The organism is Pseudomonas sp. UMAB-40 (assembly GCF_900095275.1).
In the GTDB taxonomy this organism is placed as follows: Bacteria; Pseudomonadota; Gammaproteobacteria; order Pseudomonadales; family Pseudomonadaceae; genus Aquipseudomonas; species Aquipseudomonas mandelii_B.
Genome location: NZ_LT607567.1, coordinates 148,107 through 160,556, shown reverse-complemented (window position 1 = coordinate 160,556; position 12,450 = coordinate 148,107). Strand labels below are relative to the sequence as shown.

Annotated in this window: 9 protein-coding genes and 2 pseudogenes; 3 read left to right on the top strand and 8 right to left on the bottom strand. The window is 58.7% G+C overall.

Features of this window, described 5'->3' with window-relative positions; translation table 11 throughout:
• Positions 1-13: 13 nt before the first annotated feature.
• Positions 14-2,839 (bottom strand): Tc toxin subunit A, encoded by a 2,826-nt coding sequence (locus K0F88_RS22925; RefSeq protein ID WP_219096623.1) that lies wholly within the window; start codon positions 2,837-2,839, stop codon positions 14-16.
• A gap of 337 nt (positions 2,840-3,176) precedes the next feature.
• Between K0F88_RS22925 and K0F88_RS32555 the strand changes: the two are divergent.
• Positions 3,177-3,269, top strand: a pseudogene (locus tag K0F88_RS32555) (VapC toxin family PIN domain ribonuclease); the annotation flags it as partial.
• 19 nt (positions 3,270-3,288) lie between these two features.
• Here K0F88_RS32555 and K0F88_RS22920 read toward each other — a convergent pair.
• Positions 3,289-3,390, bottom strand: a pseudogene (locus K0F88_RS22920) (DUF3077 domain-containing protein); the annotation flags it as partial.
• Positions 3,391-3,505: 115 nt separating this feature from the next.
• A complete protein-coding gene (locus K0F88_RS22915) occupies positions 3,506-5,425 on the bottom strand; it encodes a methyl-accepting chemotaxis protein (RefSeq protein WP_219096622.1) in 1,920 nt (639 codons plus the stop codon).
• Positions 5,426-5,686: 261 nt separating this feature from the next.
• Between K0F88_RS22915 and K0F88_RS22910 the strand changes: the two genes are divergently transcribed.
• Both K0F88_RS22910 and K0F88_RS22905 read left to right on the top strand, forming a co-directional pair.
• On the top strand, positions 5,687-6,358 hold the full coding sequence (locus K0F88_RS22910; protein WP_094469261.1) for a histidine phosphatase family protein: 672 nt from the start codon (positions 5,687-5,689) through the stop codon (positions 6,356-6,358).
• A gap of 26 nt (positions 6,359-6,384) precedes the next feature.
• On the top strand, positions 6,385-7,248 hold the full coding sequence (locus K0F88_RS22905; protein ID WP_094469225.1) for a phosphatase PAP2 family protein: 864 nt from the start codon (positions 6,385-6,387) through the stop codon (positions 7,246-7,248).
• Here K0F88_RS22905 and K0F88_RS22900 read toward each other — a convergent pair.
• The 5 genes from K0F88_RS22900 to K0F88_RS22880 form a co-directional block, all read right to left on the bottom strand.
• Complete coding sequence (locus K0F88_RS22900) at positions 7,199-8,638, bottom strand: glycosyltransferase family 39 protein (RefSeq protein ID WP_094469224.1); 1,440 nt, start codon at positions 8,636-8,638, stop codon at positions 7,199-7,201. The two genes, K0F88_RS22905 and K0F88_RS22900, sit on opposite strands and share 50 nt — an antisense overlap.
• 84 nt (positions 8,639-8,722) lie before the next feature.
• Positions 8,723-9,310 carry a ribosomal protein S5-alanine N-acetyltransferase gene (rimJ, locus tag K0F88_RS22895; RefSeq protein WP_094469223.1) on the bottom strand — a complete coding sequence of 196 codons (588 nt, stop codon included), beginning with the start codon at positions 9,308-9,310 and terminating at the stop codon, positions 8,723-8,725.
• A 57-nt stretch (positions 9,311-9,367) separates the two neighbouring features.
• Positions 9,368-10,390 carry a sensor histidine kinase KdpD gene (locus K0F88_RS22890; RefSeq protein WP_219096621.1) on the bottom strand — a complete coding sequence of 341 codons (1,023 nt, stop codon included), beginning with the start codon at positions 10,388-10,390 and terminating at the stop codon, positions 9,368-9,370.
• Between the two features lie 9 nt (positions 10,391-10,399).
• Positions 10,400-11,857 (bottom strand): ATPase domain-containing protein, encoded by a 1,458-nt coding sequence (locus K0F88_RS22885; RefSeq protein ID WP_219096620.1) that lies wholly within the window; start codon positions 11,855-11,857, stop codon positions 10,400-10,402.
• Positions 11,854-12,288 carry a hypothetical protein gene (locus K0F88_RS22880; protein WP_257605328.1) on the bottom strand — a complete coding sequence of 145 codons (435 nt, stop codon included), beginning with the start codon at positions 12,286-12,288 and terminating at the stop codon, positions 11,854-11,856. The genes K0F88_RS22885 and K0F88_RS22880 overlap by 4 nt, the downstream gene beginning before the upstream one ends.
• Between the last annotated feature and the right edge of the window lie 162 nt (positions 12,289-12,450).

The window sequence follows — 12,450 nt, the reverse complement described above, 5'->3', positions numbered from 1 at the left end:
GCATGTATCGGGATTAGTGACTGGCCGCCATGATGGCTTCACCGACTGTCTTCCATTGAGCTGCCGAACTGTCGCTATCGAGAGTCGCAGCGCCAAGCAGCGCGGTCGTGCCAAGCCCGGTGGCTTTGCAGGCGCTGTGACAGCGCATGACCCAATCGATGTCCTTTATTGTCTGGGCCTTCTTGAACGGCAACTGCGAGGTGAGCACGGTGACTTCAGCCGCTGTCCAATTCAGTAACTGGGCCAGACGTTCGTTGACCACGACTGCCTCGCGACCAAAGAAATTGGCGAACTCCAGGTAACTCAGCAGGTTTTCTTCTGGCTGCTGATACGTGCTCATGAAGTGGTTGAAGCGATCGAACAGGTACAAGGTTTTGAACGATAGCTTCAGCTGTCCATCCGGTGTGTCCAGCCAGCGGGCAGTGCTCAGCAGTGCGCGCAATGCCTTGTTGCTCAATTGCAATCGGACAGCGGCCTCGGTGTGGCGCAGAAGCGGATGCAATGTGCGCGCAAGCTCATGGGAGTCTTTTGAGTCCAGCGCTGCGGTGAGAATCTGATGGACTGACAAATTCGTCCATATCACCACGTCTTTGGCACAGTTCATGGGCAGGAGGAAAGTTTCCTGCAGAAACACTTCGATCAGATGCTGCTGACGATCATGGGCCAGCAAGAGAAGCTTTTTGAGTTTCAGCTTGATCTCGTCTTTGAGCTTCCGGTTTTTCTCGGGGTCGGCGTCCAGTTTGATGTGGGTGTCATCGACGACTTGGTTCAGTGCGGCGGTCAACGTCTGCGGTACATCGTGTTTGATTGAGGGGGCGAAATCTTTTACCAGCCCGTTGTCATCAAGCAGCGTATTCGCCAGCTTCGCTCGCCAATCAACTTTTCTCGGCAATGCCAGCGCCGCCCATTCTTGTGCAGTAACCACGCTCGTGCGCGTGTCGGCCCTGAGTTTGGTGAGGTACTGCTGCAAGTCCCCCAACGGATAATCGGTGCTCGACTGCAGTTCAAGAACACGTTGCAGCATGGGGATGTCGTAGGCGGACTCTTTGATCCAGCGAGTTATCCAGTCCAATTGCATCAGGACACCGAGGAGGTGATCGCCGGTTGCCAGGCTTTTGAAAGTGTTTTCCCCTCCCAGCAAATAGGCCAGCGTCGAACTTTCGCTGATCGAGAGACCGAACATTCGCGCGATGCGTGCCTGGCGATAAATGGATGACAGCGTGGGCAAATCACACTTGAGTGAACCCAGGTGTTTCTGCGTATTTTTGACGACCCGCAATAGCGAATCCTCTGTCAAAGGCAAGCCCAGGCTGATGCTCAGGTGTTGGAGAAGGGTGTGAGAAACGGGGTCCGAATTATCCGCCCGAAACGCGCGACCATCGACCATCAGCGGTGTGTCGAAGACCCTGGCCTGATTGAACACCTTGTCGAACAGAGTGATTTTATCGCCGGTCGCGCAGGGGGATACCTGGTACAGCAGCGCGCTGAATTCTTCAGCCGTGATCGAGTACCTGCGATTCAGGTAACGATAAACACCGAGGGCCTGGAGGGCGTCGCTGTCGAGTTGCATCAGGGCATTACGTGGTCGTTTCGATTCAAATGCGCCGCATAGCAGGCTGTCCAGATCAGTGAAAGAAATGTTGAGCCAGCGCTGGAGGCGAATCATTCGATGCAGGCGTTCGAGTTGGTTCTCGGTCACATTCGCGATGACCCCGGGGCTTTTTTCTGTGTCCAGCGACAGGCTTTTTTCAGTGACCGCGAGTGGACCGTTTACGTAACGGGCACCGTAGGGCTGAGAGTAGGGCGCCGCCAATAAGTAATGCGCAGAAGTGTGGGGCGCGTATTTGCCTTGCGCCAGCAATGCCTCCAGTTGCTCGGCTTTAAGTTCGGTTCGGTCAAGGAAGGGTTGTGTTTTTTTCAGGTCGGAAATGGATGTAATGCCGTAGATCTTTTCCCAGTAATAGTCTTTTTGTGTGCGCTGTTCTTCGAGGGGGAGTGTGGCGAGCGCCGCGTCTGACAGCAGTTTTTGGGCCCATGGCCGTTCTGTCAGCAACGCTTGTTGTTTCGGGCTCAGGCCGGACATCAGCCCCTGAGCCTGATCGGAGGAGGTGTTCTGCACCGTGCCAAACCGGGATCCGTAGTATTGCGTGACAGGCAGGTATTCGCTGACGAGGTAATTCAGCTCTCCGAGCATCGGTTTGTCCGCGCCCAGTCCCAGCACGCACTGATGATGGAAAAACTCGTAAGGAAGGGCAAAGGGGTAATACCGTTGCGCCAGAACGTCATAGGTCGATTTGCCTTTGTCATCGGTGGTTTTCAGCGCGTCCTGGATATTCTGGTCCAGGACCGCATTGACGATGCCGAGCATCGGTTGCGCGGTGAAGGTGCTTTGCTGATCAATCGACAGATCAGCGAGATCCGGCCGGCGTTTTCCCAGCGTGATCCGGTTGGCTTTTTCTTCCGCTGATGACGAGGCACTGGATTCCAGCCGCAGGGCAAAACGGTACAGCGCTCTCAGGTAGGCGACCGGTGAATCGATGGCGGCAATCGAATCGTTCTTGCAAGCGTCGTCCCAGTTTTCCTTGAACAGATGGGTGTAGGTGGGGCCCTGTTTTTCGACGGCGCGAATGCCCAACGGATGCCACTGGTCCTGCGCCGTTCCGTCCGACGTCCGCTGCTCCCGGTAAAGGTGGCTGATCTGGGCGGCGTAACATCTGGCGTCGTTGTAGAGCGCTGCGCTGTTGATGGCCTCGTGCGTTTTGAGACTCTCGTGAACGCTGATCGCGACGTCCAGACGATCCTTGAACTCGGCTTCGGTCATCCCGGTGATGTCGAACACCGAGGTGATTGCCGGCGAGGCCTTGAATAGTTCCGCCAGTTCTTTTGATTTGCCGTCCGGGGCGTAGGCCTCGATCAACGTATCGAGCAGAGATTTTTTTGTGTTATCGGCAGGTGTGCTGACGACGGGAGTGTCGACCATGTCGATGGGCCTCCAATGAGTGGAGATATCGACATTACGGTGTGACATGCGGAGGCGCTGTCAGCACATTCATTCGACGAGAGCCGGAAGTTTCGCCACTTGGCAGGGGACTGGGGCGGCACGTATGTAGGACTACGCCGTGGGGCTGCTAGCCTAGGACCTCGCCCCGTTATTTCGATAATCGTCGGGGATATACCAAGGCCTTGAAGCACATGCGATGGCGATGTTTGAAGAGGACTTTGCCGGAAGAATATTGCCTTTTGATGCCGCCGCGAGAGTTCGGGGCGCATATATCTGAATGCTAGCCGCTATTCTGCGACTTTCTTACCAGTCTTGGCTGGTCTCGGCGTAACCGCCTTCACTAAATCATCAAGCAGCGCTTTGCCCATCGCCGTCAAATAGTGTGCAGCCCTGTGGACACTTTGTGGGCGTTACGGGTGGGGAAATGCAGCAATTGTCCTCGTAAAAAATGACGAAGCCCTTTATTTAAAGGGCTTCTGAGGGGGGATGGATAGCTGCGGTGCTTTAGACCCTGAAATGACTCACCATCATCTGCAACTGATTCCCCAACCGCGCCAGTTCAACACTGGATGCCGCGGTTTCGTCGCTGGCGGCGGCGGTCTGTTCTGACACGTCGCGCACGTTGATGATGCTGCGGCTGATCTCTTCGGCCACGGCGCTTTGTTGCTCGGCAGCGGCAGCGATCTGCTGGTTCATCGACTGGATGTTGGACACGGTGCGGGTGATGTTTTCCAGCGACACGCCAGCCTTGCGGGTCAGGGCCACGCTGCTGTCGGTCAGGGCGCGGCTGTTGTTCATCACGTTCGACACTTGTTGAGTGCCATTCTGCAGACCGGCCACCAGGCCTTCGATTTCTTCGGTGGATTTCTGTGTGCGCTGGGCCAGGCCACGGACTTCGTCGGCAACCACCGCAAAACCACGACCGGCTTCACCGGCACGCGCGGCTTCAATGGCGGCGTTGAGGGCCAGCAAGTTGGTCTGTTCGGCAACGGCCTTGATCACGTCCATGACGCTGCCGATCTTGTCGCTTTCCTGTTGCAACACGCTCATGGCTTCGGTGGAGCGTGCCACTTCGCTGGCCAGTCGCTCGATCTGGGCGATGGCTTCGTTGACCACTTTATCGCCTTCGCGAGCCTCGCCGTCAGCGGCGGCTGCGGCCTGGGAGGCTTCTTCCGCGTTGCGCGCGACTTCCTGCACGGTGGCGGTCATCTCGTGCATGGCGGTGGCCACCTGATCGGTCTCGATTTTCTGGCTGTTGACGCCGGCGCTGGTTTGCTCGGTGACGGCGGACAATTCTTCGGCGGCGCTGGCGATCTGGGTGACGCCGTCGCGGATGCCGCTGATCAAGTCACGCAGGGTCACTCCCATGCGCGCGATGCCTTGCTGCAACACGCCGAGTTCGTCGCGGCGCGTCACTTTGACGTCCTGGGACAGGTCGCCGCTGGCGATGCGTTCGACCACGGCCAGGGTGTCGCGCAACGGGCGGGTGATCTGACGGGTGATGATGACCGCAGCAATGATGCCCACCAGCAACGCCAGCAATGTGCTGATCAGCTGCAATGTGCGCGCCTGGGCGCTTTCGGCGTCACGACGATCGAGCTGGATCTGATACAGCTGATCGCTCAGGGTCACGATCGCGGCGCCCTGGTCAGTCATTTCCTTGCGAGCCTGCACGGCATCGGTGTTGGCGGCTTTATAGGCGATCAACGCGTTGCGGTAGTTGCCAAGTGCGGTTTCCAGCTGACGCAGGGCGTCTTGCTGGGTCTCGGCGAAATGCACGTTCAGCGGTTTCAGGCTGGCAATCGCCGCATCCAGTTGGACGACGGCTTTTTGCTCGGTCTCGGCATTGGTGGTGGCGGTGTAGCCGCGCACTTCGTAGCGCGCCAGGATGAACGCTTCCTTGGCGGCGGTGACGGCCTGGAACTGTTCGAAACGCTGATCGCTCAAAGGCATTTGTTGTACGCGGGTGCTGATGACATCGATCAGCGTGCTGGCTGTTTCAGCATTGGCGCCCATGGTGTCGCGAGCGCTGTTGCCGGTGCGGTAGGCGCTGCGCATTTTGTTCAGCGACGTCTTGTAGGCGTCGATGTAAGTGCCTTGCTCTTTGAGCAGCTTGAGGTTTTCCGGGCTCTTGAACTTCGACAGCAGCGATTGTTGCTGAGCGGAAAAGGCGTCAAGGGTGGTCTGGACGTTCTGAGCGGCGGTTTCATCGCCGTTGGTCAGCATGTACTGCAGGCGAACCACACGAAGCTTGGTCAAGCCGGCGTTGAGCTGGGTGATGTCGCTCATCCAGTTGCTGCGGTCAATCAACCCGCCCAGGCTCGTCCAGCCGGTCAGGGCCAGTACGCAGGTCAGTGCCAGGACCAGGCCGAACCCCAGGCCCAGTTTCATGTTCACGCTGATGTTGCCGAACCAGCTATTCATCAAATTCCTCCAGGAACGTTGCGCTTTCGATCGTCGGTTGGCTGGAAGATTGTTGTTTTTTTAGGTGCCAGCAAGGGTGTGTAGCAGGTCTGTATCGGCAGCAATCGCGAGAGCTGAAAGGATTTTGTCGGACAGATCTGTAACAAGATTTCTGGGGCGCCTTAAGCTTTTTTTCACATGGGTTTCACCCGCTGCTGACGCGCGCGACTCTACCCTCGCGGCACCTAATGACAGTGATGCATGCCGGCGAGGCGGCTTGATGTGGAATTGAGACTGAGTCTGTTCGGGATAAAACGCTCAATTAAACTGGGCCGGTTGACCCGCTACCGAAACACGGCCGTGGTGCTGGCATCGGCGCTGCTGGTGATTCCATTGACAATCTGGCTGTTGCAGCCAGCCGCCATACCGGACTTGGCGCATGGCAATGTGGCGGGCGCACGAGCGTTGGCCGCCGACTGGGCCAAAGGCGATGTGATTGTGCTGGTGCGCCATGTCGAGCGCTGTGATCACTCGAAAGCCGCGTGCCTGAGCGGCAACGATGGCATTACCGATCGTTCGCGCAGCGTCGCGGTGAGCGTCGGTGCACGGTTTGAACAGATGGGGCTGGACAAGGCCGATATCTACAACAGTCCGATGATTCGTACGTCGCAGACGGCCAGTTACATGTTCAACAAAGTCGCGCTTGGCGAGGATTGGTTGGTCAGTTGCAAAGGCACGATGCTGCGTGATGCCTTGGCGCATAAAGTGGCGGGTCGCAACCTGATCTTGGTAACCCACAGCGAATGCATGGCGCAACTCGAGAAGGATCTCAATTTGTCCACTTCTACACTCGGCTACGGCGCTTCTCTGTTCATCTCCACCCAAACACCTCAAGCACCGCGTATGCTCGGTTTCATTGAAGCTTCCGACTGGCGCTCGGTGACCACCGAATGAGTTTTCCCTCTGGATCAGGACACACGATGCTGACTTCTTCCCGCAACCGCTTTTACTGGGCGAACTTCGGTATCCCGTTGGCCTGCGCGGCCGTGGTTTTCCTGATGTTCGACATGACCCGGATCGACATCGCCTTCAGTAATCTTCTGTTTGATCCGGTCGCCCAGATCTTCCCGCTCGACAAGGTTCACTTTTTTGAAAAGCTCACCCACAAGTGGGCGCGCATCATTCCGAACTGGACCGCCGAGATTGCCCTGATCGGCGCGGTGCTGTCGTTTGTCTGGCCGCTGATCGACATTTCAAAGCATCCGCGTCTCGGTGGTTTTCTGGAGCGGAGCAAAGCGGCGCCGGTGCTGCGATTTGCCTACGGACATCGTCGGGATTTCCTGTTCGTCGTCTTCGCGTTTGCCATTTGCACCGGTGTGATCCATTTCCTCAAGTCGCACACCAGTGTGTACTGCCCGATTGAAACGACCCTCTACGGTGGGAAGTTGCCTCATGTGGAGTGGTACAACAACTTCCAGTTGTTCAGGGAAGCCGGTGATGGCCGTTGCTGGCCGGGTGGCCATGCTTCCGGCGGCTTCACCATGCTCGCGCTGTACTTCGTGGCTCGCCGCTACCGCTGGCGCTACTCCAAAGCGCTGATGTACGGCGCGTTGCTGCTCGGTTTCGTCTATGGCACGACGCGGGTCCTGCAAGGCTGGCACTACATGTCCCACACCTTCTGGGCCGGGATCTTCGTGTGGCTGGCCTGTTTGCTGACAGCGTTGCCGTTTTACGGCCGAGCGCGACTGGAGATGCCGGTGCTGCAAAAGGCTGAAACGCCAGCCGCTGAGCCGCTTACTGATTTACAAAGTAATAAGCCTGACGCCCCACCTTCATGGTCTTGAGCACTTTCAATGGCGCGGCCGGTTCGGTTTCGCCGGACATGACCGCCACGTTGGCGGGTGAGTCCGCCAGAAACTCATGCAGTTGCGCCTCGGTGTCCAGGCCCTTGAGCACTTGCCGGGTGTAGAACACGCTGGCACCGCCCACCCGTTCGTTGGCCTGGAACAGAGCGATGTGTTGCCCGTTGGCCTGCATCGTCTGGATCTGTGCGGTCAACGGCAGGAACGACAGTTTGCGGTCCGCATGGGGCAGCGCCCATTGAGCGGCGGCCAGGTAGCTGCCAATCATCAACGCGATCACGCCAATGGCTGCGCCGCGCCGATGCCGTGCGATGTGCCCCAACAGGTTCGAGGCACCTTCGCGCATCTTCAGCCGCTCGAACAGAACGCCCGCATACTCCGCCGCAATCACCGCCGCCGCGGGCGTCATCGACATGAGATACACCGTGCGCTTGCTCGACGCCAACGTCAGCATCACAAACTGCGCCACGATCCACAGGGTGAAAAACAGCAAATAACGATTGGCCATCAGGCTTTTTCGAAAATGCCACAACCCCAGGTACACCAGAATATTCCACGGAAGAAACGCTTGGGGTAGCTTGGCCAGGTAGTAGTAGAACGGTTCGTAATGCCCGGCCTCGACGAAGGATCCACTGAAGCGCCCGACACTGTTGGTCAGCAGCACTTCCCCTACGGCCGGCGCGCCACCACGCTGATACAGCACCGCGAGCCAGATCATCAGCGGGATCAATCCAGCAAGCGTCAGTAAACCGGGGCGCAACCAGTCGGAGATTTTCAGACGCCTGTCCATCAAGGTCTCGGCCAGCAGATAGACGAAAATCACCACGCCCGGCATCGCCAGGCCCAGGACGCCTTTGCTCAATGTGGCGATAGCGATTCCCGAGGCGAACAGCAGCGCGTTGCCGGGCGCCGATTGTCGCTGCCCCTGAAAGAACGCCAGCAACGCCATGCTCACGCCGAGGGCGAGCAACGCGTCTTCACCGACGCCGCGGACATTGCTCCAATAACTGGCCATGGTTGCCAGAAAGATTCCCGCCGTCCAGGCAATCGCCCTGGGCCGGCCGAACCGCCGCAGCATCGTGTACAACAGCATCACGCTGAACAACCCGGCGAACGCCGAGGCCAGTCGCACCGCCCACGGCGTGCCGCCAAATGCACGGATGGCGCCGGCATCCAGCCACAAGCTCAAAGGTGGTTTTTCCAGAAACGGTTCGCCGAACAAACGGGGCGTCACCCAGTCGTTGTCCAGGTGCATCTGCATGGCGATCCCGGCAACCCGGGCCTCGGTGGACCCTTGAAGTTGATGATTGCCCAAGGCAAAGAAAAACAGCAGGGCAGCCAGTAGAAACAGTGAAATGGCGGGACGCGACATAGGCTTCTGGCTACCAAGCAGGTGGACCGGGAAGCCCGAGCATACGGGGCGAATGCTTAATGAAGTGTGAACGGCCGCGAAGTATTACGCGAGGCGCCTGGACCAGCGCTGTTCCGGGGTTTCAAAGCGATCGTTGATCAATGCGGTCAACACGTGATCCTGCCAGCGCCCGGCGATACTCAGGTAGGCCTTGGCGTAGCCTTCACGTTCAAATCCCAGGCGCTCCAGCAGCCGCGCGCTGCGTTCATTACCGGGGATGTAATTGGCCATGATCCGGTGCAGTTTCTGCTCATCGAACATGTAGCCGATGCCGGCTTCCAGTGCTTCCTGCATCAAGCCCTGGCCCTGACGGGATTCGTCGATGTGGTAACCGAGATAACACGCCTGAAACGCTCCGCGAGTGATGCCGCTGAAATTGCAGGCGCCGATCATCTGGCCGTTGTCCGGGTCCAGCAGCGCGAAATGCACCGCCAGGCCGGCCTCGAACGCGCTGGCTTGTACCTCAAGGCGCGGACGAATGTTTTCAGGGCTGTGGTAATCGGAGGGACGAATCGGCGACCACCGGGCAAGATGCCTTTGGTTGCGTCGGTAGAAATCGCTTTCCAGTGCCGCCTGTTCGGGGGCGAGCACCGCCAGCGTCAAGCGTTTGCAGGGCAGGGACAACAACGGCATAGGGCGCTCCGGTTCGGGGGGATCGTCGCGCAAGCATCACGTGGCCAACGGAAAAACTCAAACCGCCAGGGGCAATGTCACGATAAAGGTGCTGCCTTTGCCGTCGCCGTCACTGCTGCCGATTACGCTGCCGCCATGGGCTTCCACCAGTTCGCGCACCACCGTCAGGCCAATGCCAAGGCCTGCGCCGTTGAAGCCGACGGCATGCACGTCTTGTACGAACGGTTCGAAAATAAACGGCAGGGCTTGAGCGGAAATACCGATGCCGTCATCGCAAATGATCATCTCCAGCACGTTGTCCCGGGCAGTGACCGCAAGCGTGACATGGCCCCCGGCGGGTGTGTACTTGGCCGCATTGCCCAACAGGTTGCCGAGAATCTGCGTGAGCCGCACCGGGTCGCCGTCCACCGACAGCGCACACGTCGGCAGTTCGGCGGTGAAATGCAGTCGTCGGGTGTTCATCACCGGGCGGCACACTTCGATGGCCTCGTGGATGATCTGCACCATGTCGACGATCCGGCATTCGAGGCGCAGCTTGCCGGTGCTGGCGCGGGACACGTCAAGCAAGTCATCCACCAGCCGTGTCATGTGCTGCACCTGGCCCTCGATCAACGCCTGCATGCGCGGCAACTCTTCAATGGGCACCCGCACCAGTCGACCGGCGATCATGCTGATGGGTGTCAGCGGGTTGCGCAGTTCATGGGCGACCAGTGTGAGGATGTTGCGTTGCTGCGCCAGCGTATGTTCCGCCGAGGCTTGCAGGTTTTGCGCGCTGAGGGCGGCGATCACCAATTGTGCGTTGGCCTCGCGCATCTCCAGGAACAGGCGCTGCTCTTCTTGCGAGCGATGGGGTTTTTCCGCATCCGATTGCGCCAGCAGAATGGCCAGCACCAGTTGCTGATTGGCTTCGACCAATTGTTCGATTTGCTGGGCATCCACCAGCCGATTGTTGGTATCGCTCAATTCTTTTTGCAGCGCCGCCAGTACCGCACGCGCTTCCACGGTTTTCTGGCCAAGCAGGAACAACTCACGAGCGGCGGTGGCCATCGTTTGTGCGTTCGTGCCATTGGCCTCGGTCATGGTCCTGGTTTACACCTTGTCCTTGCTGAGCTGCCGGGTGGGCCGGCCCCCGAGTAAGCCTTCCTGATCCGGCAACATTTCGCCGATCTGCAGGCCGTTATCATCGATGCTGTACAGGCGCAATTCGTCGGAGTGGGCGCTGGCCCGAACCTTGACCACCGCCATGATGCGCAACAAGCGGCTCTGCACTTCGATGTAGCGCTGGACAATGATTGCATCGGTGAGAAACGCCGTGCCGTAAGGGCTGAAACGCAGATCGGTGTAGCGGTCTTCCAGTTCCGAGGTCAGCAACACACTGACACCGATGCTGGTCAGTGCCGTGACCATGCGCGATAGCGATTCGCGAAAGTCTTCGCGGAAGGTCGGCGCCAGCGCCAGTTCGAAACCGGACAGCGAATCGATCACCACACGGGTGGCTTTCAATCGGCGGATCTCGCTGAGCAGCAATTGCACGATTTCGTCGATGGACAGGTCCGGCGCACGGCTGTCCACCAGACCGACCTGACCGCTCTGAATCAGTCCCGCCAGAGTGGAGTTCTGGGAGTGATTCGGCCGTTGTTCAAACACCGCGATCACGCCGGTTTCGCCATTGCGCGCGCCTTCGGCCAGGAAGGTCGCCGCCAGAATGCTTTTGCCCGAACCCGACGGCCCGGCCACCAGCAACGAATAACCCCGGGGCAAGCCGCCGCCGAGCATTTCATCGAGCTGCGGCACACCCATTTTCAGGCGTTTGATCGGGAATTCCAGCGGGGCTTCAACGGGGTTGATGGCGGCGGGTGCAAACACCTTGATCCCCGACGTCGCAATACGGAAGGTATGCAGGCCTGGCAACGTCGGCTGGCCGCGCATCTTCATGATTTCCATCTTGCGCACCATGGAGTTGCGCTGAACGCTCTGACGCAGCCAGATCAGGCCATCGGCCACGGTGAAAATCGGGTTGGTGTCGGTTTCGGTGAAATATTCGCCAATCAGGAAGGTCGTCGCCTGCCAGGTGGTCATCAACATGCCCAGTTGCTGAACGAACTGTGGCAGGTTGTTGTTGGGGTTGTCCTGGGTCTGGCTGGCCAGCACCACGGAGCGGAACGAGTCGACAAATACCAGCCCCGGTGAGTGAGCCTCCACCTCGCTGACGATGCGCCGCAGCACCTCGTCCAGATTCCCCGCCAGGGTGTCGTCGGCCAGATTGATGTAGCGAATCGACTGGTTGATCGCTTCGCTGTCGAAAAAGTCGAATTGCTGCTGATAGCGCAGCATCTTCAGCGGCGGCTCGCCCAGCACGGTAAAGAACAGCGCCGGGCGCTCAGGTGTCGCCAGGGCGAACATCATCTGATGTGCCAGCGTGGTTTTGCCACAGCCAGGCGGGCCGGCGATCAGGTTGAACGAAAACTCCGGTAATCCCCCGCCCAGCACCTCGTCCAGCCCTGGCACGCCGGTGGCCAGGCGGTTGATAGTCACTTTGGTGCTCATGGCGAATTTTCCTGCGAAGGGGTGTCGCTCAAAGAAGGTTCCCACATGCCACGAAGCAAGCGTTCGGTGAGCGAGGGCCCGATGAGCGTGGACAGCAGCTCGTAAAAGGTGGTCAGCAACACTTCACCGAAAAACAGCGCATCGGTGTTGCTTTGCTCAACGATTACGGACTTGAGAGCAGTCAGGTCCATGCCGGCCGGCACTTTGTCGCAGGTGCTGGCTAAACGCGGATGAGTGGAGGCGCACAGGTGGAGGCTGCGGCGATAAAGCGCGGCAACCCCTTGCTGGCCGATGATGGGCGTGAGGGCTACATCCAAATCCCGCAAGGTTGAAATGATCGCTTGGGCGATCCTTGCGATGTCAGCGTCGGGGCCAACACGGTGCGCCAGAGAAGCTACGATCTGGCGGCTCTCTTCGCTTAGCGTGGACATGGCTAACTGATATCTGATGGACAGAGATCGATGGTACACCCAATAAGCTTGCTGGACGTGATTTGCGACAGTTTAAGGGCGGGTATTGGATTACGGGCCGCAGCTAATCAATCAAAAGGCAAAAAAAAGCCCGCGGGAGGGCGGGCAAACCGTAGTTTCTTG